The following is a 23,416-nucleotide window of genomic DNA, read 5'->3' on the forward strand; positions in this document are numbered from 1 at the left end:
GTAACACAAGATTATTTCCTTGAAACTGTTCCATAAAAATCACTAATACTATTTTATTTTTCTCTATTTCCTTCATGCTTGTTTACATCGGCACTTTATCGTTAATGACACCCAATTCAGTTTAATGAAATTAAGCAATGGAAACTGTGTATAAAGGAAAAGGAATGATGAATCAGCAAGGATTTACATTAATAGAAGTGATGGTTGTAATGGCAATTGTAGCTATTCTTGGCGCAATAGGCATTCCGAGTTACCAAGGATATATTCAAAAAGCGGCATTAACGGATATGCTGCAAGCTATTGTGCCTTATAAATCGGGCATCGAACTTTGTCGCTTTGAAAATGAAAGTTATAAGGATTGTGATTCAGGCCAATTCTCCATTCCGTCTGATCACAACAGCCGATATATCGACTCAATATCCGTAAAAGATGGTGAAATAACCATCACTGGCAAACAAAATCTTAGCGGGCTCACTACTATTTTAAAACCATCCCAGAAGACTAAAACGGGATTCACTCAATGGGAAATTACTTGTGAGTCTAAAAATGAATCATTAAAACTGAAATGCCAGGAAGCCTTAAAATTTTAACAGTAATGGGGATGATAAATAACAACTACTAAATGAGCAAAGAGAAAATGTAATGATAAACAAGGAAGATATTTAAATGGAAAAAGAAATAAAAGAACTCTGCCAGAGATATCAATCAATTATTGTAAAAAAAGACCACCACACAATTACTATTGCCTGTAGCAAGACACCCAATGAAGATTTTATAGCTGCACTGCGCTTTATTTCTGGTTTAATTGTAAATATCACTATTTGGCCTCAGGCAAAAATAGAATCCATGTTAACGCAATCTATGTTAACGAAAGCCGTTTTGACACAATCTGAGCAACCAAAAGAAAGCTCATTGAACTTGGAAGGGAGTTATTGTGCGGAAAATGATAACGAGGAGCCCTATCGTATCGAAAAACTGACAGTCAGTTCACCTGACCATAATGCAATTAGGCTCAACAACATCCAAGAAGAAGATATAGATACGCCCGTCATTCAGTTAATCAACCAAACAATATCAACCGCAATCCAGAAAAGAGCGTCTGATATTCACTTTGAACCTTTTCAGCATGGTTACCAAATACGTATTCGTGTTGATGGAATATTGCATATTATGCAAACACCACCTCCTCAAATGAATACCAGTATCCCTGCCCGATTAAAAATCATGGCAAAACTTAACATTGCTGAAAAACGGCAGCCTCAAGATGGGCAATTTGATTGGCATGACAGCAAAAGCAACTATGCCATACGCATATCAACACTATCGACATTACATGGAGAAAAAGTCGTTCTGCGTATTCTAAGCACCATACACCAATTATCCTTGGAACAATTGGGGCTGTCTGATTCACAATTGAATTTATTAAAACAAAAGATCCATTTGCCACAAGGCATGATTTTAGTCACAGGCCCAACCGGTAGCGGGAAAACAGTCACTCTTTATAGCTGTCTGAAATATTTAAACCAAACCCAAAAGAACATTTGCAGTGTCGAAGATCCCGTTGAAATTCCGCTCAATGGCATTAACCAGACACCGGTAAATAACAAGATTGGGCTCGATTTTGCTAAAGTACTCAGGGCATTATTACGGCAAGATCCGGACATTATCATGGTTGGTGAAATTCGTGACAATGAAACTGCCGATATCTCAATGAAAGCAGCACAAACCGGGCATTTAGTGTTATCAACACTACATACTAATTCCACCGTCGATACCTTGTCCCGTTTGCAGAATTTAGGAATTTCTGGCTATACCCTATCCTCGTGCGTGAAATTGATTATTGCCCAAAGATTGGTTCGCAAGCTCTGCCCCCATTGCCGCCAGCAAGATAATTCTCCGACGATAATTCCTGATGCTTTTGATAATGCCGGCACCTCTGCCACAAAAACCTCTTCTACTTTAGCAATAAAAAAATGGATTGCGATTGGCTGTGATCACTGTTTTTCAGGATATTACGGCAGAACAGCCATCTATGAATTCCTCGAAATCAAACCGGAATCGCAACAAATACTGGCAGGGAATTTATCTGCTAATCTCTCACATTTATTTGCACCACAACAAGATTCAACCCTGTTTTCGGCAGGTCTGGCATTAGTGGAGAAAGGAATAACCACACTTGAAGAGATTTATCAGATCACGGGTTCTGAATCTGTATGAACATAGAATTTATTTATCGATGGCAAGCCATTAACAATAAAGGAAAAGTGATAACCGGTGAGAGTATCGGCCACAGCAAAAAAAGCGTATTCAGGCAATTAAGTCATCTTGAACTGCAGCCTTATGCCATTAAATGCCACAAAATTATTCAATACAGTGAAAAAGAAATAGCTTATCGCCTGCACTTCATTCACCAATTAAGCACATTGCTGACATCGGGCATCCCCCTTTTGCGGGGGTTGTCTATCTTGTTACAAGATTGCAAGCTTGATCTCTGGCGTTGTGTATTAACAGATATCATTCAAAGAATTAGCCAAGGGGAGCCATTTTCAACAGCATTGGGGAATTATCCAAAGTTATTTTCCCCCTTACTCTGTCAGATAATCGCCGTAGGGGAACAAACTGGGCAACTCGAAAGCTGCTGCCAATTAATTATTGACCAACTACAACAGCAAAGTACGTTACAAAAGAAAATACAAAAAGCCTACCGCTATCCTTTAATCGTTGCTTTTATCACCTTATTGGTGGTTATTTTGATGTTGGTTTTTGTTCTGCCCGAATTTCAGCAAGTTTATTCTTCATTTAATGCCACTTTGCCTTTGTTAACTCAGTGGGTTTTGTCAGGCTCTGATCTTTTTGTTAACTATGGCGCACTAATATCAATACTTATATTTATATGCCTAATGAATTATCTATGGCTACGCAGACGCTTTCCTGTATTGCAAATAAAAGAAAAAATACTTCTGCTGAAATTGCCTCTTTTCAAACAACTTACAATTTATCAGCAAACTAATCAGATCTTTCACATTCTATTCATGACACAGAAAGCGGGGTTACCTCTTACAACAGGGTTGAAATGTGCTCTAAGTGCCACAAATCATCCTGCTTTTATGACCGGGATCAAAATGTTGCATACAGAGCTACAACAAGGAATACCAATGAGTGATACCTTAAAAAAGGTGGCATGCTTTCCTGTGTTATGCCAGCAATTTGTCGCCATTGGTGAAGAGTCAGGGGAGTTAGAATTGTTTTTATTTAATCTTGCAAAATGGTATCAGGAAAAATCCATTAACCTTGCTGATAATTTAGTTCAATTACTTGAACCCTTATTGATGTTGATAATGGCATTAGTGGTCGGCTTATTATTGCTGGCTATGTATTTGCCTATTTTCCAATTGGGCACAATACTGGCATAAACAAATGATTCCCATATTTCATTAACACTTTGTCATGGATATAAAAGCCGGGATTATATGTGTTTGTTTATAGCCCATCAGCCTCCCTTGAGTTACAATTTAATTATGCTATCGAAATATTTTAAGGGATAGAATGACTTATATTGTTGCGCTTACAGGTGGAATTGGTAGCGGTAAAACGACTATCTCTAATGCATTTTCATCCCTTGGTGTCCCTATCGTGGATGCAGATATCATCGCCAGAGACGTTGTTGCTCCCGGCACCCCAGCATTGCAAGCGATCTCAGAGCACTTCGGCTCTGACATATTATTGCTCGATGGCAATCTCAATCGCGCACAATTGCGCCAAAAAGTTTTTACATCCCCGGAAGAAAAGCAGTGGCTCAACGCCTTGTTGCACCCACTGATACAGGCAGAAACACAGCGACAACTAAAGCAAATCACCGCACCTTACGTCATTTGGGTGGTTCCCCTGTTGATTGAGAATAATCTAACAAATCAGGCGGATCGTATTTTAGTCGTTGATGTTTCACCAGAAGAGCAAATTAATCGAACAATGGCCCGCGATAGTGTCAGTCGTCAGCAAGTCGAAAATATTCTGGCCGCACAGGCCAGTCGACGCGCCCGGCTGGAAAAAGCGGATGATGTCATTTTTAATCAGCACAGCGAACAAGATATTGCCTCCCGTGTGGTTGAGTTACATCAGCAATATTTAAAACAAGCAAAATCAGTCAGACAGGAAAATCATAATGAGTGATGTAGCCTCTACTATTATTTTTGAACATCCGCTCAATGAAAAAATGCGTTCATGGTTAAGAATTGAGTCTTCACTGCAACAATTGGAAAAACAACGCCATCTGGATTCTCAGGCAAGCAGTCTGGCATTTTTCCGTACAATAGCTGAATTAATTGAGATCCTTGAACGTGGGGAAGTTCGTTCTGAATTATTGAAAGAACTGGATCGCCAACAAGCAAAACTAAAATTGTGGCTCGGCGCCCCCAATGCTGATACCGCCATGATTCACAATTTGACACAGCAACTCAAAGAGCGCAGCATCGCTTTGCACCAAGCTCCCAGACTCAGCCAATATATCAAAGATGATCGCATTATCAGCATGGTACGCCAAAGACTCAGCATTCCTGGTGGTTGCTGTAGCTTTGATTTGCCGACATTGCACCTGTGGTTACATCTGCCACAATCCGTCAGAGATGATTCCGTCAAGGTTTGGTTAGATAGCTTGCACCCATTGCAGCAGGCACTGGAAAGCATTCTGGAGCTAATACGCCACTCGGCAGTATTCGCCCCTAAAATCAGCCACAATGGTTTTTATCAGGGAAATGCCGATGAAGCAGATCTGCTGAGATTAAAGTTAAATGTTGATATGAACACATTGGTTTACCCACAAGTTTCCGGTTATAAAACACGTTTTGCTATCCGCTTCTTACCTATGGATAGTGAACATGGCATTGTGCCCGCCCATTTGGAATTTGAATTAGCCAACTGCTAATATAGCCCCTGAAGTAAGCATGGGAAGGAAAATAAGATGCCTGAAGTATTGACTGTCGAATGCCCAACATGCGGCAACACTGTGGTATGGGGTGAAATCAGCCCACACCGCCCATTTTGTAGCAAACGTTGCCAATTGATCGACTTAGGTGAATGGGCCAGCGAAGAAAAGAAAATACCGAGCCAAAGCGATAGTGCAGAAAATGACAGTTGGAGTGAAGAACCTGAGCTGTAATATCGCTTAATCCACACCGCAGCAACACGGAATTTATTTGGTGTAGCTGCGATGTGAACACCCCGATTGGGGCAATGAATTGGAAAGAATACCGGCCTTTTAACCGATGGGGTCTTTAGTCAAAAAAGACACAATACTACGGTTTGCAGGTGGAAATTCATCCGCAATTAATTCTGATTGCAAAACCCAGCGATAAGGCTGCCCTTCCCTGCCAAATGGTTCATTTTTCCATTCATCAACGAGGAAAAAGTAAAGTGTGATATTTCTGTCCGGGAATTCATGTGTGATGGTATCCAATAACTCACTGTGAGTTACCTCAATTCCGACCTCTTCCTTTAACTCTCTAATCAAAGCCTGCTCAGGATTTTCCCCCTGTTCAAGTTTCCCACCGGGAAACTCCCAAAAACCGCCCATATGTGAATCAGCACTGCGCTGAGTAATAAAAATCGCATTATTGCTATTTCTAATAACGCCCGCTGCAATGCGCAGATGTTTTTTTTCCATAATGATTTATCTTGCTGTTTATTATTCAATCTATGTGATTATATCTTGAAGGTTACATTAAAATTAGCTTAAATCGCAAACATGTATTTTATTTAATATGTAATTATCCCACTTCATACGGAACTTTTCCATGTAATACACCAACATACTTTGCAAGAAAAAACAGAGAATAATGCAATATATTAATTTGTAAATATTTTTATTGATTTATAAATAGTTGCAACAAAATAACTATATCGAAAAGGAAGGATGCACAACTGATGCAATATGATACTCAAGCATTAATTGAAGCAAGGCAAATAACCTATCAATTTTCTGGCGAAGCCACTCCCTTATTTTCTGGCATTGATATGTTTTTAAGCGCAGAGCAACACGCCCTGATCGGGCGTAATGGAATTGGTAAATCTTGGTTGGCATCAATATTGGCGCAACAGATGCTTCCCACGGAAGGCAGTGTGAAACATTTTTGTGATGTTGGCTATTTATCACAAGGTTTGGCCTCTTTTACAGGTAATGTTTCAGACATGCTTGGCTTGACCAAGATCATTCATGCCAATGAACGCGTTCTTGCAGGTATTGGTGATACCGAAGATTTTGACACTATGGAAGGTCATTGGGATTGGCAATTTCAGGTAGATTCGTTGCTGGCAGAGGGAGAACTTAATTCAAATATATTGCATCAGCCTTTTGATTCTCTCAGCGGTGGAGAACAAACCCGAATCAGATTATTGGCACTAAAACAACAAGGTGCCGGTTTTATGATTCTGGATGAGCCAAGCAATCACCTCGACCGGCAAGGGCGCCTTTGGTTGGCTAACTGGCTCGGTACATTTAATGGGGGAATATTGCTGGTGACCCATGATACCCAGCTATTGCAGCATGTCTCCGTGGTTTATGAACTCAGTGGATTGGGTTTATCACGCAGCACCGGGGGTTGGGAAACGTGGTTAGAAAGTAGAGAGCAGCTTCGCTTGGGTATCCAGCGCGAAGTGGATCAAACCCAAAAAAATCTGAAACAAGCCCTGCGAGATAAACAAAAAGATCATGAAAAGACCAGTAAACGGTTGAGCCAAGGTAAGCATCGACGGGAAAATGCCAATCAAGCCAAATTGCTTCTCGATCGCGAATTGGAGCGTTCAGGTGCTACGTTATCGCGACAAGCCAAACTGCACGAAGAGCGTATACAAAGAAAAACTTCACAGGCCACAGATGCCAGGACAAAGCTGGAAATTATCGATCCTTTGTCAATTGCTGTCGCCACCCCACAAACTGCTACGCCACCTCTACTTTACCTACAAGATGTTATCTTACCTTTTGGTTCAAACGATCCAATTAGCCTGACCCTCAATAATGGTGAGCGTTTTGCTATTGTTGGTAAAAACGGCAGCGGAAAATCAACGTTACTCAAAGTGATGGCAGGTTTTCTTTCTCCCAAGCAAGGAACTTGCCGTATAACATCGTCACATCGCCTTATGGATCAGCATTTTTCATTCCTTGATAAAAACCAGTCTGCGTTGTACAACTTTCAATTGCAGTCCCCGGGCTGGACAGAAGATCTCTATCGCACTCGTTTGGCACAATTGCGTATTCGCGGTGAAGAAGCCCTAAAACCTGTCGGCTATCTAAGTGGAGGCGAGCAACTTAAGGTTGCATTGGCTTGCCTATTCTGTGGGCCATATGCACCGGCTTTGCTGCTTCTGGATGAACCAGACAACCATCTGGATATTGAATCGCGAGAATTGTTACAAAAAGCATTGCATGATTATACCGGAGCTATGGTACTCATTTCCCATGATGACCAATTTATTAAAAATGTAGGCAATATGCAGGAATTAACCTTAAAGCCTTCGAACTAAAAATAGAATAAGCGCTATCGCCAGATAGCCTTATCAACTATCGCCAACGTCAATTTCGTTGGCTTTTCTATGCTTAAAATCACGTAAGACTGAACATTATTATTCAAACTTTTCATTTTACTAGAAATAAAGACAAAACCAATATATTATCATTTCCTGAAAAGACAATGAAAAAACAAATTACATTATTAGTTTCTTACAATACATTTTCCGAAAAAAATAATTTTATTATTAACTGTCTAACATAGAATCCCACCATTAATTATTGGTAAATTCTTTTATATTTATAGTTGAGGAATTATGAATTTTGTTGACAAGATAAATTACTCATCCGATAAAAATAACTCCCTACTTTGCATCGGCATAGATCCCATAAACGATAAATTACCCAAGCATTATAGAAACAGCGAAAATGGATATTATGAGTTCAGCAAGAAAATAATTGATTCTACTCATGATTTAGTATGCGCATACAAGCCGCAGATTGCCCATTTTTCATCAGTTAGCAAAGAGCATGAACTCGAAAAAATCATCGACTATATAAAATCCACTTACCCTGATATCCCTGTTATCCTTGATGCAAAGCGTGGTGATATCGGCAGTACAGCAGAACAATATGCGAAGGAAAGTTTCGAAAGATATGAAGTTGATGCTGTTACAATTAATCCTTATCTTGGTTTCGATTCCTTAAAACCTTTTTTAGATTATAAAGATAAAGGCATTATATTATTGTGCAGGACGTCAAACCCGGGCGCAGTAAATATCCAGGATTTACTGGTTGATGGTGAACCATTATATAAAAAGGTTGCTTCCTTAATAGTGAATGAATGGAACTACAATAACAATTGTCTTGCTGTCGTCGGCGCAACGTGGCCCAATCAAATGAAAGAGATCAGAGAAATAGCAAAAGATATTTTTTTCTTAGTTCCGGGAGTAGGTACACAAGGCGGATCAATTAAGGATTTAGTTATTAATGGAAAGAATGAAGCCGGGAAGGGATTAATAATAAGTACCTCTCGCGCTATTATTTATGCTTCACAGGATGAATTCAATTTCGCAGAAAAAGCCAGACTGGCAGCTAAAGAAATTAGGGATAACATCAATCTATATCGGTAAATGTTAATTATTTTCACGATAGAAAATAAAAACATCGAATATCACGATTAATTATTACCCTACCGATAATTTATTTTTTGGTTGCCTGGATAATAGTTAAATGAAGGCACAGCAGTTATATTCCGCATACCATGAGTGTGAATGAATGAATGAATGATTGATTGATTGATTGAATAGTGCCAGTGGTAAGAGAAACAACTATATCTCGTTATTTCATCCACCACTGGCGTTATGCTTCAGGTTTTAATTATAAGCGACCGTGGCAATGCTTATATTTTTTACCAGAGCCACATGGGCAAGGATCGTTACGGCCAACCTTGCGTTCTCCCGTAGCTACCTGAGCTTCCGCTTCTGACATCAATGCGCCTTGTTCAACTTCATGGCTCAGATGCTGCTTTTTGGCCAGACGTTCAGCTTCTTCACGGCGTTGTTGTTCAAGTGCTTCAACTTCTTCCGGCATCCGGACTTGAACTTTACTCAAGGTGCTAATGACTTCATATTTCAGTGATTCCAGCATGTTGGCAAACATGGCGAAAGATTCACGTTTGTATTCCTGTTTCGGATCTTTTTGTGCATAGCCACGCAGGTGAATACCCTGACGCAGATAATCCATTGCTGCCAGATGTTCTTTCCACAGCGTGTCCAAAGTTTGCAGCATGATGCCTTTTTCAAAGTTACGCATCATTTCGGCACTGACAACTTCTTCTTTCTGGTTATAAACCGCAATGGCTTGCTCAAGAATACGCTCACGCAGCGTTTCTTCATGCAGTTCTGGTTCTTTATCCAGCCATTCTTTAATCGGCAGATCCAGATCGAAATCGTTGACCAATCTTTCCTGCAACCCTTCAACATCCCACATTTCTTCCAGAGATTGTGGTGGAATATAAGCATCTATCGTTGTCTTAAAGACATCTTCACGAATGCTGGAAATGGTTTCGCTAACGTCGCTGACATCAAGCAAGTCGTTACGTTGAGCATAAATCGCACGACGCTGATCATTGGCAACATCATCATATTCCAGCAGTTGCTTACGAATATCAAAGTTACGGCTCTCTACCTTACGCTGGGCATTGGCAATCGCTTTGGTTACCCATGGATGTTCAATCGCTTCACCCGGCTTCATACCCAATTTACGCATCATGCCTGCCACACGATCAGACGCAAATATGCGCATCAGGGAGTCTTCCATTGAGAGATAGAAGCGTGAAGAACCCGCATCCCCCTGACGACCTGCACGGCCGCGTAATTGGTTATCAATACGGCGTGATTCATGACGTTCCGTACCAATAATATGTAAGCCACCTGCTGCCAATACAGCATCATGGCGCTCTTGCCATGCGGCTTTGATTTTTTCGATCTGTTCTTCGTTAGGCTCTTGCAGCTTGGCAATTTCAGACTGCCAGCTTCCGCCCAACATAATATCCGTACCACGCCCCGCCATGTTGGTTGCAATGGTAACTGTCCCTGCCTGACCAGCCTGGGCAATAATGTCGGCTTCCATTGCGTGGAATTTTGCGTTCAAGACATTATGCGCAATGCCTGCTTTAGTTAGTGCGTTAGAAACGAGTTCCGATTTCTCAATCGAGATCGTGCCCACCAACACAGGTTGACCGCCAATGGTACGCTCTTTAATGTCTTCAATGATGGCATCAATTTTTTCCGCTTCTGTCATGTATACCAGATCGGATAAATCTTTACGGATCATCGGGCGGTTTGTCGGAACAACGATGGTATCCAATTTATAGATGGAGCTGAACTCAAAGGCTTCAGTGTCCGCTGTTCCCGTCATGCCCGCCAGTTTTTCATATATGCGGAAATAGTTCTGGAATGTAATTGATGCCAATGTCTGGTTTTCATTTTGGATCTCAACACCTTCTTTGGCTTCGACTGCCTGATGCAAGCCATCAGACCAGCGACGCCCTTGCATGGTACGCCCGGTGTGTTCATCAACAATGATGACTTCGCCATCTTTGACAATATAATCTACATCGCGAGTAAACAGGGCATGAGCACGCAGAGCCGCTGTTACATGGTGCATCAGCATGATATTGGTCGGTGAGTATAAAGATTCACCTTCTTCCATGAGATTGGCTTCTACCAGCAATTCTTCAACCAGTATTAAGCCACGCTCGGTCAGGTTAACTTGACGCGTTTTTTCATCAACGGAGAAATGCCCTTCACCTTGGAATGTGTCTGAATCCTCTTTTTCTTGGCGCACCAATTTAGGGATCAGTTTATTGACTTTGATATACAACTCAGAGCTGTCTTCCGCAGGCCCTGAAATGATCAAAGGGGTACGAGCTTCATCGATAAGAATGGAGTCAACCTCATCCACTAACGCATAATGCAGTTTGCGCTGTACTCGCTCTTCCGGGCTGAATGCCATGTTATCGCGCAGATAATCGAAGCCATACTCATTATTGGTTCCGTATGTAATATCTGCGGCATAGGCTTCACGTTTTGCCGGTGCTGGCATGCCCGGCAGGTTAATCCCTACACTCATGCCAAGAAATTCAAACAGTGGTCGGTTATTTTCAGCATCACGTTGAGCCAGATAGTCGTTCACGGTAACCACATGAACTCCACGCCCACTTAAAGCGTTCAGATATGCAGGCAGCGTTGCTGTCAGCGTTTTACCTTCACCTGTACGCATCTCTGCGATACAGCGTTCATTCAGTACCATCCCACCCAATAACTGTACATCAAAGTGACGCATGCCAAATACACGCTTACTGGCTTCACGCACAGTAGCAAAAGCTTCTGGCAGAATTTTTTCCAGTGCTTCACCTTCTTTCAGGCGTGCGCGAAATTGATCTGTTTTTGCTTTCAGTTCATCATCAGAGAGCTTTTCAAAATCCGGCTCCATGCGGTTGATAACATCAACCACTTTGCGCAAACGGCGCAAGGTTCGGTCATTACGGCTACCAAAAATTTTGGTCAATAATTTAATCAGCATAATTAGTATTTCTCAGATAGGGCCACAGTTGTATGTATACCCTTCGTCTTTCACATTGCTTCTTTGTTGGCTGGACAAATTCGTTCCCGACGAATTTGTCATTCCTTTGCCGCCGAGATGCAATTTGAAATCCATTGGGATAGCCAACCACTCATTTTTTAAATGTCTTATTCGACTAAGACAAAAGCATTAAAGTTGAAATAAATGATTGGTTACAGGCCCTGCCCTGATCCCTTGAATTTGGGCGACCCAAAGAGCTGTATTATGGGTTTCAGGAATAACATCAGCCACCAGAGAAACATCAGAAATAATGTTATTGAATGATGTTGATGTATGGGTCAACATGGCATGCAACGTATCCAACATAAGTTGTTGCATGGATGGAGAGGAAATCTGCGAGCTTTCTTTTGCTTCTTCGCATCTCACAGGTTCTGTGATAGAAAAAGCAAAAGAAAGCTGACGGATGACATTGCGGACTGCGTGTTGATGCCAATAATTTAAATAAGTGGCGGGTTGACGTTGAACACTTTTTAGTTGGAATAGGTGTAATTGAAACAATTGCTCAAATGAAGGGATCGCCTGATTTTGGTTCTCTTGGCTGGATGAAGTATTCGTGTGAGAAAGGCTTTCCACGACTCCAGCAAAAACGGTAGGAACACCAATACCTGTAGCAACCATGCCCAGTAAAAGGTGAGACCAAAAATAACGCCTACCAAATTGTCGCCAAAGATTTAAAATACTCATTAATCCTTCATTAATAAATACTGGAACTGCCTTTATTATGCGAGATAGCCGCCCACAATCACTGGATGCGCTGTTTGAAGATGCAGCATCTGTTGGGAAAACCCCTCTTCAAGCCATTCAGAAACATGCCATCGCGCTATTGAAACTCAATCGAGCTGTTCTCAGCTTACTCCCTGCGCAGTTGCACCCGTGGTGCAGAGTCGCCAATTATCGCAAACAAATTCTGGTACTGGAAGCAGGAAATGCCAGTTGGATGACCCGGCTCCGTTATGAAATACCTGTTTTGCTTTCAACCTTAAGGAGCGAAATTCTACCATCTTTATCTTCGATCGACATAAAGATAAATCCATCATTAATGGTTAAGTGTAATAATAATGCGCAGGGTTTCACAAAATCTTCAAGCAGCACTTCCGATAATGATAATAAGGAATTGCCAAAGCGCCAACTGACACATGAAAGTGCAGAAACATTAATTATGCTAGCTGAACGTAGCCCAGAGAAGCTGAAAAAGAGGCTAGAACGATTGGCTGCGCTGGCCGGAGAGGGTACCAGTACAGCCAAGAAGAAGCGCTAACGCTGCATGAAACACATCAGCGAAAGGAGCGTAATAGATAACATAATCCACTGATGTATCATAAGAATGCTCTCAACGTCTTTTACCAAGACACATGTTTATCAATACACGTGCCAGTAAAGACACACGTTAGCTTTTATTATGCCAACACCAATGACGGAGCACGGAAAGCCAAAGGCATTTCAGCTTCATCTTCGAATGTGACAAATTCCCAAGCACTTTCATGCGCCAAAACAGCTTGCAGCAGCTTGTTGTTCAATGCATGACCAGACTTGTACGCGGTGAAAGCGCCAATGATGTTATAGCCACACATAAACAGATCGCCAATGGCATCGAGCATTTTATGACGGACAAATTCGTCTTCGAAACGCAGGCCATCTTCATTGAGTACGCGGTAATCATCCACCACAATCGCACAATCAAAGCTGCCACCAAGGCACAAACCTTGAGATTGTAAGTACTCAATATCGCGCATGAAACCAAAAGTGCGCGCACGGCTAATTTGGCGAACAAATGAATCGGCAGAGAAATCCAAACTATAACGCTGCGAGCGGGAGTCAATTGCTGGGTGGTTAAAGTCAATAGTAAAGTCCAGACTGAAACCGTTGTATGGTGCCAATTCAGCCCATTTATCCCCATCTTCCACGCGAACAACGTCTTTAATACGTACGAATTTTTTCGCTACATTCAGTTCTTCAATGCCCGCATCCAATAGCAGGAAAACAAATGGACTGGCACTGCCGTCCATAATCGGGATTTCAGGTGCATCAACTTCAATAACAATGTTATCGATTCCCAAACCTGCTAAAGCAGCGTTCAAGTGCTCAACCGTTGAAATTCGTACGTTATGCTCATTAACTAAACAAGTACAGAGCATAGTATCACGCACAGATTTGGCATCTGCCGGGAAATCTACCGGAGGATTCAAGTCAGTACGACGATAGATGACCCCGGTATTAGCCGGCGCTGGACGCATTGTCAGCGTGACTTTTTTACCGGTGTGCAAACCGACGCCGGTCGCTTGAACAATACGTTTTAGTGTCCTTTGTTTGATCATCGTCTTTATCTCGCAACGTTACTTATCCTACCAATCACTATAAAACATGACTGGCAGGATATTTTAGCACAAAAAGCGGAGAAACCAATTTTTTGATAATTAGTCAGCCTGCTTACGCAAAAAAGCAGGAATGTCGAGATAATCAGGCTCTTTGCTTGCATGTGCACTTTGGTCGTTTACGACTTTAGCTGCTGCTGTTTTGCTCTCATCAGGCAATGAAGAAAGCCCGCCAGGCATCTGCTGGTAACGGCGTTCCATTGTATTTGCCTGAGGTGCCTTGTTGTTGGTTACCAGCGTAATTTCTGGACGCTTGTCCATCCCGATGCCAGTTGCCACAACAGTCACGCGCAGTTCGTCGTTCATATCTGGATCCAGTGACGTACCGATAACAACCGTTGCATTGTCAGAAGCGAATGCACGGATTGTGTTACCAACCGTTTCAAATTCATCCAGACGCAGGTCAAAGCCTGCCGTAATGTTAACCAGAACACCACGCGCACCAGAAAGATCGATATCTTCCAACAATGGGCTGGAGATAGCCATTTCTGCTGCCTCTTCCGCGCGATCTTCGCCTTGCGCAATACCGGAGCCCATCATGGCATAACCCATTTCAGACATTACGGTACGAACGTCAGCAAAGTCAACATTCATCAGGCCTGGGCGAGTGATCAATTCAGCGATACCCTGAACTGCCCCTTTCAGTACATCATTCGCAGCACCGAATGCATCCAGCAAGGAGATACCACGTCCCAGAACTTTCAATAATTTGTCATTTGGAATAGTGATCAATGAGTCCACATGCTTGGACAGTTCAGTGATCCCCTGTTCCGCAAATGCCATACGTTTTTTGCCTTCAAAATTGAATGGCTTGGTAACGACAGCTACGGTCAGGATCCCAAGTTCTTTGGCAATTTCAGCGACAACTGGTGCGGCACCAGTTCCTGTACCACCGCCCATACCTGCAGCGATGAATACCATGTCAGCCCCTTCCAGTGCAGTACGCAGCGATTCACGGTCTTCTTCCGCAGCTGTACGGCCAACTTCAGGGTTTGCGCCCGCGCCTAATCCTTTTGTAATGCCGTTGCCAATCTGGATAGTCTGACCAACAGCTGTCTTACGCAGCGCTTGAGCATCTGTATTAATCGCAAAGAAATCGACACCTTCAATGCGCTCACGCACCATATGCTCAACAGCATTACCGCCGCCGCCGCCGACGCCGATGACTTTAATCACCGCGTCGTTGGTTAATTCCAGTGGTTCAAACATAATTTCTCTCCGTTTTGTGCCTTTATATCGAGGCCGGCGATATTGTCGTAGCCTCTGTATAAAAAATCAAAATTCTTTTTTCAGCCAGGAGCTGACTTTCTTAAACCAGCCACCGACTGACGTTCTTTTATCGGCATCAGAATCTCCGCCAAGGTGGGATTCTTTGCCATAATGCAGAAGCCCGACTGCTGTTGAATAGCAAGGCTCCTGCACGTAATCTGTCAGCCCAGTAATGTTCAGAGGGCGACCGATGCGTACCTGGGTATGAAACACCCGCTGGGCACAATCGGCCAAACCATCAATTTGAGCTCCGCCACCTGTCAGGACAATCCCTGCTGCCAAGTGGTGTTTTACCCCCTGCTGACGTAATTGCTCCTGCAACCGCAAGATTTCTTCATTCACTAAATTCAGCAGTTCGGTATAACGAGGTTCAATGACCTCAGCCAGTGTCTGACGCTGCAGACTCCGGGGAGGACGACCTCCTACGCTTGGTACTTCTACACTCTCATCCTTGCTGACAATAGAACCCAATGCACATCCATGACGAACCTTGATGGTTTCAGCATCACTTGGAGGAGTACCAAACGCATAGGCGATATCACTGGTCACAACGTTTCCTGCATACGGGATAACCTTGGTATGGCGCAATGCACCTCCGGTGTATACCGCGATATCCATCGTGCCTCCGCCGATATCCACAACACACACACCCAATTCACGTTCGTCTTCCGTCAATACCGCATAACTTGCTGCCAGCCCGGCAAAAATAAGTTGGTCTACTTTCAGCCCACAACGCTCAACAGCTTTTACGATATTTTTCGCCATATCGTTATGGCAGGTAATCAAGTGAACTTTTGCCTGCATACGCACGCCAGAAAGCCCAACTGGATTTTTAATCCCTTCCTGATAATCAATCGCGTATTCCTGTGGGATCACATGCAAAATACGGTGTTCATCACGAACACGAACCGATTTAGCTGTATGGACAACGCTGTCTACATCATCCTGCGTGACTTCTTCTTCTGAAATCGGCACCATGCCTATCTCGTTCTGGCAGCTGATATGCTTGCCGGAAAGTGCCAAGTAGACTGAGGAAATCTGGCAATCTGCCATAAGTTCAGCTTGATCAATGGCACGCTGTACACATTTAACGACCGATTCCAGATCGTTGACACCACCTTTATCCATGCCACGAGATGGGCAACTTCCTACTCCGATAATATTAACCATACCATCGGGCAGAATTTCACCAACCAGGGCAGATACTTTTGCTGTCCCGATTTCAAGGCCAACTACCAATTTTCTGTCCGTTGATTTGATCATCGTTATTCTGCCTGTCTCTGTATTATTCCCAGTCACTGTTTGTTTTCTTGCCCGTTCACTGAAACCGACGCATCAGTTAATAAAGGAGCCCAACCTACCGCAGCACCGCTGTCATAGCGCAAATCGACATAATCTACGCGCTTTTCCGTGTTTTTCAGCAACACTGGATACAGCTCAATAAAACGCTTTATTCGTTCTACCTTATCTCGATTTCCCAACTCCAACCGGATGTCGTTATCCAATATCAGTTGCCAGGAATTACGCGCTGTCATGATCGCCGCTTTCAATTTCATTTGGTGTTCTGAAAGCAGGGCCGCCATTGTGCGATATCCTTCTAATACATCTTTTTCTTTACCCTCAGGGCCATACAGCATCGGATATTTCCCATTAACGCTGCGTGCTACGGGTAAACTGAACACCCGACCTTCTGCATCCAGCATCTGCGTGTCATTCCAACGCGCATAAGGCACATATTCTACCAGATGTATTTTCAGTTCATCAGGCCATTGTTTACGCACAGTGACTTGCCTAATCCATGGCAGTTGTTCTATTTTCTCCTGAATGACGTTGACGTCCTGTGTCATAAATGTCCCCGGCGTTCCCAGAGACAAAATAGCCTGCCTGACATCGTCATTTTTGGTGTAATGGCGTTCACCAGTTAACACCAGTTTCGAGAGCGGTAGCCTATTGGCGTCCTTCATCCAATCCAACGTCATCCAACCTCCCCATGTGATAGTGCCAATCACCATCAGGAAGAAGATCATCCCCATCAAATAAGATCCATTGCTGGGGCGAGTTCCTTGAATTTCGTTCTCCCGCTCCCGGGTATTCCGGGCTGCCTGTGACATATCAATCAGCCAATTCCAAAATTCTCGCTACGAGTTGAGAAAAACCAAGCCCAGACTGACGAGCTGCCATTGGCACCAGACTATGGCTGGTCATGCCCGGCGAAGTATTTGCTTCCAGCAAATAGAAATTACCGCTACCGTCATCCATGATATCAACCCGCCCCCAGCCTTTACATCCCAGCACCTGATATGCTTTTGATGCGATATCTAGCAGTTCCCGCTCTTTTTCCTCGCTCAAACCGCTTGGGCAGAAATATTGAGTTTCATTGGAGATATATTTCGCATCGTAGTCATAGAATACATCCGGAGCCTGAATGCGAATGGATGGAAGCGCCTCGTCTCCTAAAAAGGCCACAGTATATTCGGGGCCAAACATCCATTTTTCAACTAACACATCGGTGTCATATTTAAATGCCAGTTCCAATGCGCCGCGCAATTCAGAGTAATCATTCACTTTGGTCATCCCTACACTGGAACCCTCCAGATTCGGCTTGACCATTAATGGCAGTCCTAATTCTCGAACATCTTCTTTGAGTTGAAAATCACTAACTTGTTCAAAATTTTGAAAATTAAATACAACATAGGGAGAAATAGGCAGTTCTGCCCCCAACCATAGTTGTTTAGTACGTAATTTATCCATTGATAACGCACATGCCATTACGCCACTGCCGGTGTAAGGAAGTTGCAAAAACTCCAAAACACCTTGCACTGTGCCATCTTCACCACCACGGCCATGCAGGGCGATAAAGACTTTACTAAAACCTTCCTCTTTGAGTCGAGTCACATCAAAGTCTTTAGTATCAACTGGATAAGCATTAATTCCCGCTTCTTTCAACCCAGCCACAACCGCCAGTCCTGATTGCAGCGAAACTTCGCGCTCAGCAGAGGTTCCTCCCAACAGAACTGCGACTTTATCAACCATGATGCTCCCCCTCACTAAAAGGTGGTTGCAATTTTGTTTCAGCCAAATTGCGCGCTATTTTACCGATATTACCGGCACCCTGTACCAATATTAAGTCGTTGTTTTCTATGACTTGGGACAAGGCCGCAGAAATTTGCTCGGGATCTGACACAAAAATCGGCTCTAATTTGCCACGGCTACGGATAGTCCGGCATAAAGAACGGCTATCTGCTCCCGGAATCGGTGTTTCACCAGCGGCATATACATCCAGCATTAATAGAACATCAACCTGACTTAGCACGTTGGCAAAATCATCATATAAATCACGGGTTCTGGTATAACGATGTGGCTGAAATACCATCACGATACGTTTATCAGCCCAGCCTGCGCGTGCTGCTTTAATTGTGGCATCAACTTCTGTTGGATGGTGGCCATAATCATCCACCAACATCACACTGCCTTCTTTGTTGTTGACATGCTTAAGGGAAAATTCCCCCAGGAAATCAAACCGGCGCCCTGTTCCCTGAAACTCTGCCAGTGATGCCAGAATCGCAGAATCGTCAATGCCTTCTTCTGTTGCCACCGCTACCGCAGCCGTCGCATTCAGTGCGTTATGTCGCCCCGGGGCGTTAAGCACTACATGCAGCTCTGGCAAATCATGCCGGCTGATAGTGAAAAAGCCCTGCGCCCCTTTTTGTTCGTAATGGGTGATACGGATATCCGCTTTTTCACTGAAGCCGTAAGTCGTGACATAGCGCCCAATGCGAGGAATCAACTCTTCCACAACGGGATCATCAATGCACATCACTGCCCGGCCATAAAAGGGTAAATTATGCAGAAAATTAACAAACGTCTGTTTGAGATTTTCGAAATCGCCCTGATAAGTTTCCATGTGGTCAGCTTCAATATTGGTGACGACCGCCATCATTGGTTGCAAATGCAGGAATGATGCATCACTTTCATCAGCTTCTGCTATCAGGTAACGGCTCGTGCCCAAACGCGCATGTGTACCGGCCGCTTTTACCAACCCACCGTTAACGAATGTCGGATCGAGGCCAGCCTGTGCATAAATGCCGGCAATCATCGCCGTTGTCGTTGTTTTTCCATGTGTCCCGGCAATGGCGATACCGTGGCGATAACGCATTAATTCTGCCAGCATCTCCGCACGACGGATAACCGGAATGCGTGCCTCGCGAGCTGCGATAATCTCAGGGTTGTCCGCAGAAATAGCGGTAGATGCGACTACCACATTGGCATTCCGGATATTTTCCGGGCGGTGATTAAAATAAATGGTTGCACCCAGTGTAATTAGCTGTTGTGTGACTGGGTTGGGTGCCAGATCAGAACCACTTATCTGATAACCTTCATTAGCCAACACTTCGGCGATACCACCCATGCCAGCACCACCAATGCCGACAAAGTGGATATGCCTGACTTTTCTCATTTCAGGCACTGATGCTCTTAATTTCGCCAACTGTTGTGTATTCACGTTGTAATCTTCACTCGTTATGTTTACATCACCGCTCTACTTAGAACGGTCTGAATGATCTTTGACAGCATCGATCAACGCGGCTGCCACACGTTCGGTTGCATTGACAATCGCCACTGAGCGTGATTTTTCTGCCATTTCCAGCAATTGTGGCCGCTGCCATTGTGTTAACAATTCAGCCACTGCATCAGCCGTAAACTCAGGCTGCTCAAGTATCTTAGCCGCCCCGGCTTTTTCCAGCGGCAAAGCATTCCAATATTGCTGGCGATCTTTATGCAGAAATGGCACAAAGATCGCAGGTAAACCCGCTGCGGATATTTCACTGACCGTCAAGGCACCGGAACGACATACGACAATATCTGCCCATGCATATGCCTGTGCCATATCATCAATAAATTCAGTTACTTTAAACTCAGAGTTGACTGAATTTTCATATTTTTTTTGCGTCTCTTCCTGCGCACCTTTACCAGCCTGGTGCCATAAAGTGATTTTATCTCCCAAGCGGGCAGCCACTTCCGGCATAATTTGGTTCAGGATCCTTGCGCCTTGGCTTCCGCCAACAACCAGCACCCGGACAGGCCCTTCACGCCCTGTCAGACGCTGTTCTGGCGCAGGAAGTGCCAATACATCTTCCCGGACTGGATTGCCGACAACCGGCGCGTTGGGAAAAGCGCCCGGAAATGCCTGCAAAACCGTTTTTGCAATTTTTGCCAACCAGCGATTCGTCAATCCTGCAATGCCATTTTGCTCATGCAGTACTACCGGGATGCCACATAACCATGCCGCAATACCACCCGGCCCGGAAACATATCCGCCCATTCCCAGTACGACATCCGGCTGATAACGGCGCATGATGGCCTTTGCCTGACGAATTGCTTTAAAAATTCTTATCGGGGCAGCAAGCAAGGCTTTGATTCCTTTGCCTCGCAACCCTGAAATTTGGATAAATTCAATATCGATACCATGTTTTGGTACCAACTCAGCTTCCATGCGATCAGAAGTTCCCAACCAGCGAATCTCCCAACCCTGCTCTTTTAAATGATGAGCAACGGCCAGCCCCGGGAATACATGACCTCCCGTGCCACCTGCCATCACCATTAAACGCCGGTTTTTGCCACTCATTTAGGGCTCCTTACAAACGCCTGTGCTTTCGCCAAGCGCACTTCATAATCAATTCGCAATAGCAGTACAATTGCTGTCGACATCACAATCAGGCTTGAGCCGCCATAACTGACCAGAGGCAGGGTCAATCCCTTTGTTGGCAGCATACCTGCCGCTGCACCTACATTAATGAATGCCTGAAAGCTAAACCAAATACCGATGGCACACGCTAAAAAGCCAGCAAATCGTTGATTAAGCTGTAATGCCCGTCGGCCAATCATCATTGCGCGGAAAGCGACGAAGAATACCATTGCCAACACCAAAACCACACCGAAATAACCTAATTCCTCTGCAATAATTGAGAAAATAAAGTCTGTGTGAGCTTCCGGAAGATATTCTAATTTCTGGACTGAGTTACCCAACCCCTGACCAAAGAAATCTCCGCGACCAAACGCCATTAATGATTGGGTTAATTGATAGCCGCTGCCAAAGGGATCTTCCCAAGGATTCAGGAAGGAAGTTACCCTGCGTACTCGGTACGGTTCAGCGATAATCAGTACACACACAGCGAAGATCCCGCAACCAATAATGGCAAGGAATTGCCACAATTTCGCCCCCGCTAGGAATAATAAGGCCAAGGTTGTCACAAACAACACAACCACTGTTCCTAAATCCGGCTGGGCCAGCAACAAGATAGCCAAAGCAATCATGACGCCCATTGGTTTGCAAAATCCCCAAAAATTATTTCTCACTTCCTCAACTTTTCTGACCAGATAGCCGGAAAGGTAGCAAAACAGCGATAGCTTCGATAATTCCGCAGGCTGAATACGCAATGGGCCAATCGCAACCCAACGCGATGCGCCGTTGACCGAACTACCGACAAACAGCACAACAACCAGCATCATTATTGTTCCCAACAACATGACATAGCTGTAGCGCTGCCAGAAATCCATCGGAATGCGCAGTGTAATCAATGACAAGAAGAAACTCAGGCCCAAGTAAATCGCATCGCGTTGTGCAAAGATAAATGGATTTTGAGTAAGACGCTGACCAACAGGCATTGAGGCTGATGTCACCATGACAAAACCGATCACAGCCAACCCCAATATCATCCAGACTAGGGTACGATCATACATGACGATATCTGTGGCATCACTTTCCACATTTCCCGCCAACCAATTTTTAAACTTACCGAAGCCTGGAATGGTCATCAGCCTAGCTCCTCTGCCAAACGGGCAAATTCATGACCACGATGCTCAAACCCATTGAATTGATCAAAGCTCGCACATGCCGGAGAAAGTAACACCATATCGCCGGCTATTAATTTGGGGGCAATGTCCCGCATTGCCTGTTCCATTGTTTCAGTCTGCGTGGAGTCTTCTGGACGCAATTCAGCAATCTGTCCCCCATCACGGCCAAAGCAGTAGAGATGAATATTCTGAGCCGAGATATAAGGTTTCAGCGGGGTAAAATTCGCGGCTTTCCCGTCTCCCCCCATTAAAAGATAAAGCGTCCCTTCCACTTTCAGGCCACTGAGTGCCGCTTGGGTACTGCCAACATTTGTAGCCTTGGAGTCATTAACCCAACGAACGTTATTTCTCATGTGAACCACCTGAAAACGGTGTTCCAAGCCTGAATATGTCCGTAAGACTTGAAGACTGGCTTCACGCGGGATCCCGACAGTGTCCGCCAGAGCCAGTGCCGCAAGCCCGTTGGTGTAGTTATGCTGCCCCGCCAATTGCATTTCACGGGTTGACAGTACAAAAGAGTGGTTGGCCATCAGTTGTTGATGCTCACTGTCAAGCAGGTAATCGCCATCATCCACGCCAAAGCTAATGCAACGGCTATCTTTACCTGCGGCGGGCAACGTCAGTTCATCCTGTGCATTCACGATGCAAACTTTTGCTCCATCATAAATACGCAATTTTGCCGCACGATATTGTTCTACCCCTTCTGGATAACGAACCATATGATCTTCAGTGACATTCAGTACAGTCGCTGCTGCCGCTTTCAGGCTGTGAGTTGTCTCAAGCTGGAAACTGGAAAGTTCCAGCACGTACAACTGGCAAGGCTGTTTCAGCAATTCCAAAGCAGGAATGCCGATATTGCCGCCCACGCCCACTTGCCAACCGGCTTCTTTCGCCATCTCCCCGACAAGAGTCGTTACCGTGCTCTTACCGTTCGAGCCTGTAATAGCAACGATGGGTGCTGTGGCCTCACGGCAAAACAATTCAATGTCACCAATGAGTTCAACACCGGCATCAGCCGCTGCCTGCAATTCAGGTGTCGCCAACGCAATTCCCGGGCTTGCAACAATTAAATCAGCGTCTGCCAACCATTGTTGATTCAAACTGCCGGTATGGCATTCGACACTGGCAGGCAACTTATCGCTGCCCGGCGGCACGATACGGGTATCCATCACACGGGGAGTCACGCCGCGTGCAATAAAGAAGTCAACGCAGGAAAGGCCCGTCAGGCCCAATCCAACAATAACGACTTTTTTATCCCCATATTCAGTCATGAGTT

22 protein-coding genes are annotated in these 23,416 nt (G+C 44.3%); 9 read left to right on the forward strand and 13 right to left on the reverse strand.

The features are described from left to right. Nucleotides 1-167 precede the first annotated feature (167 nt). The 6 genes from ppdD (at nt 168) to yacG (ending at nt 5,155) form a co-directional block, all read left to right on the forward strand. A complete protein-coding gene (gene ppdD / locus FE392_RS04430; RefSeq protein ID WP_319929117.1) occupies nt 168-590 on the forward strand; it encodes a prepilin peptidase-dependent pilin in 423 nt (140 codons plus the stop codon). A gap of 76 nt (nt 591-666) precedes the next feature. Further along, complete coding sequence (gene gspE, locus FE392_RS04435; RefSeq protein ID WP_319929026.1) at nt 667-2,217, forward strand: type II secretion system protein GspE; 1,551 nt, start codon at nt 667-669, stop codon at nt 2,215-2,217. Next, a complete protein-coding gene (gene hofC, locus FE392_RS04440; protein ID WP_319929027.1) occupies nt 2,214-3,413 on the forward strand; it encodes a protein transport protein HofC in 1,200 nt (399 codons plus the stop codon). Before gspE ends, hofC begins: the two co-directional genes overlap by 4 nt. A 133-nt stretch (nt 3,414-3,546) precedes the next feature. After that, nucleotides 3,547-4,170 (forward strand): dephospho-CoA kinase, encoded by a 624-nt coding sequence (gene coaE / locus FE392_RS04445; RefSeq protein WP_319929028.1) that lies wholly within the window; start codon nt 3,547-3,549, stop codon nt 4,168-4,170. Then, nucleotides 4,163-4,921 carry a cell division protein ZapD gene (gene zapD / locus FE392_RS04450; RefSeq protein ID WP_319929029.1) on the forward strand — a complete coding sequence of 253 codons (759 nt, stop codon included), beginning with the start codon at nt 4,163-4,165 and terminating at the stop codon, nt 4,919-4,921. Before coaE ends, zapD begins: the two co-directional genes overlap by 8 nt. A gap of 36 nt (nt 4,922-4,957) precedes the next feature. After that, on the forward strand, nt 4,958-5,155 hold the full coding sequence (gene yacG / locus FE392_RS04455; RefSeq protein WP_092511004.1) for a DNA gyrase inhibitor YacG: 198 nt from the start codon (nt 4,958-4,960) through the stop codon (nt 5,153-5,155). 99 nt (nt 5,156-5,254) lie between these two features. Here the strand turns inward: yacG and mutT are convergent, their stop codons facing one another. Then, nucleotides 5,255-5,659 carry an 8-oxo-dGTP diphosphatase MutT gene (mutT, locus tag FE392_RS04460; protein WP_319929030.1) on the reverse strand — a complete coding sequence of 135 codons (405 nt, stop codon included), beginning with the start codon at nt 5,657-5,659 and terminating at the stop codon, nt 5,255-5,257. 260 nt (nt 5,660-5,919) lie between these two features. Between mutT and FE392_RS04465 the strand changes: the two genes are divergently transcribed. Further along, the gene (locus FE392_RS04465; protein ID WP_319929031.1) at nt 5,920-7,515 is read left to right on the forward strand and encodes an ATP-binding cassette domain-containing protein; all 1,596 of its coding nucleotides are present in this window, start codon (nt 5,920-5,922) and stop codon (nt 7,513-7,515) included. Nucleotides 7,516-7,815: 300 nt separating this feature from the next. Further along, nucleotides 7,816-8,631 carry an orotidine-5'-phosphate decarboxylase gene (gene pyrF / locus FE392_RS04470; protein ID WP_319929032.1) on the forward strand — a complete coding sequence of 272 codons (816 nt, stop codon included), beginning with the start codon at nt 7,816-7,818 and terminating at the stop codon, nt 8,629-8,631. 247 nt (nt 8,632-8,878) lie between these two features. Here the strand turns inward: pyrF and secA are convergent, their stop codons facing one another. From secA to secM, 3 genes are read right to left on the reverse strand one after another with little or no spacing between them, the layout of a single operon-like run. Then, entirely contained in the window at nt 8,879-11,587 is a 2,709-nt protein-coding gene (gene secA / locus FE392_RS04475; RefSeq protein ID WP_319929033.1) for a preprotein translocase subunit SecA, read from the reverse strand. Nucleotides 11,588-11,599: 12 nt separating this feature from the next. Beyond that, complete coding sequence (locus FE392_RS04480) at nt 11,600-11,722, reverse strand: hypothetical protein (RefSeq protein WP_319929034.1); 123 nt, start codon at nt 11,720-11,722, stop codon at nt 11,600-11,602. A 54-nt stretch (nt 11,723-11,776) separates the two neighbouring features. Beyond that, nucleotides 11,777-12,331 carry a secA translation cis-regulator SecM gene (gene secM, locus FE392_RS04485; RefSeq protein ID WP_319929035.1) on the reverse strand — a complete coding sequence of 185 codons (555 nt, stop codon included), beginning with the start codon at nt 12,329-12,331 and terminating at the stop codon, nt 11,777-11,779. 37 nt (nt 12,332-12,368) lie between these two features. Here secM and FE392_RS04490 point away from each other — a divergent pair, with 37 nt between their 5' ends. Next, on the forward strand, nt 12,369-12,905 hold the full coding sequence (locus FE392_RS04490) for a DUF721 domain-containing protein (RefSeq protein WP_319929036.1): 537 nt from the start codon (nt 12,369-12,371) through the stop codon (nt 12,903-12,905). 139 nt (nt 12,906-13,044) lie between these two features. Here the strand turns inward: FE392_RS04490 and lpxC are convergent, their stop codons facing one another. From lpxC to murD, 9 genes are all read right to left on the reverse strand, one after another. Then, nucleotides 13,045-13,962 carry a UDP-3-O-acyl-N-acetylglucosamine deacetylase gene (lpxC, locus tag FE392_RS04495; protein ID WP_319929037.1) on the reverse strand — a complete coding sequence of 306 codons (918 nt, stop codon included), beginning with the start codon at nt 13,960-13,962 and terminating at the stop codon, nt 13,045-13,047. A 99-nt stretch (nt 13,963-14,061) separates the two neighbouring features. After that, complete coding sequence (gene ftsZ, locus FE392_RS04500; protein WP_319929038.1) at nt 14,062-15,228, reverse strand: cell division protein FtsZ; 1,167 nt, start codon at nt 15,226-15,228, stop codon at nt 14,062-14,064. 66 nt (nt 15,229-15,294) lie between these two features. Then, on the reverse strand, nt 15,295-16,551 hold the full coding sequence (gene ftsA / locus FE392_RS04505; RefSeq protein WP_092510986.1) for a cell division protein FtsA: 1,257 nt from the start codon (nt 16,549-16,551) through the stop codon (nt 15,295-15,297). Nucleotides 16,552-16,583: 32 nt separating this feature from the next. Beyond that, nucleotides 16,584-17,399, reverse strand: coding sequence for a cell division protein FtsQ (ftsQ, locus tag FE392_RS04510; protein ID WP_319929039.1), 816 nt, complete (start codon nt 17,397-17,399; stop codon nt 16,584-16,586). A 1-nt stretch (nt 17,400) separates the two neighbouring features. Beyond that, entirely contained in the window at nt 17,401-18,321 is a 921-nt protein-coding gene (locus FE392_RS04515) for a D-alanine--D-alanine ligase (protein WP_319929040.1), read from the reverse strand. Further along, nucleotides 18,314-19,789, reverse strand: a complete 1,476-nt coding sequence (gene murC, locus FE392_RS04520; RefSeq protein ID WP_319929041.1) for a UDP-N-acetylmuramate--L-alanine ligase — start codon at nt 19,787-19,789, stop codon at nt 18,314-18,316. The genes FE392_RS04515 and murC overlap by 8 nt, the downstream gene beginning before the upstream one ends. Before the next feature lie 36 nt (nt 19,790-19,825). After that, nucleotides 19,826-20,911 carry an undecaprenyldiphospho-muramoylpentapeptide beta-N-acetylglucosaminyltransferase gene (gene murG / locus FE392_RS04525; protein ID WP_319929042.1) on the reverse strand — a complete coding sequence of 362 codons (1,086 nt, stop codon included), beginning with the start codon at nt 20,909-20,911 and terminating at the stop codon, nt 19,826-19,828. Next, nucleotides 20,908-22,101 carry a cell division protein FtsW gene (gene ftsW, locus FE392_RS04530; RefSeq protein WP_319929043.1) on the reverse strand — a complete coding sequence of 398 codons (1,194 nt, stop codon included), beginning with the start codon at nt 22,099-22,101 and terminating at the stop codon, nt 20,908-20,910. Before ftsW ends, murG begins: the two co-directional genes overlap by 4 nt. Then, nucleotides 22,101-23,411: a UDP-N-acetylmuramoyl-L-alanine--D-glutamate ligase gene (gene murD, locus FE392_RS04535; RefSeq protein ID WP_319929118.1), complete on the reverse strand. Its 1,311-nt coding sequence runs from the start codon at nt 23,409-23,411 to the stop codon at nt 22,101-22,103. Before murD ends, ftsW begins: the two co-directional genes overlap by 1 nt. Between the last annotated feature and the right edge of the window lie 5 nt (nt 23,412-23,416).

Origin of the sequence: Xenorhabdus santafensis (assembly GCF_033949405.1) — a bacterium.
In the GTDB taxonomy this organism is placed as follows: Bacteria; Pseudomonadota; Gammaproteobacteria; order Enterobacterales; family Enterobacteriaceae; genus Xenorhabdus; species Xenorhabdus santafensis.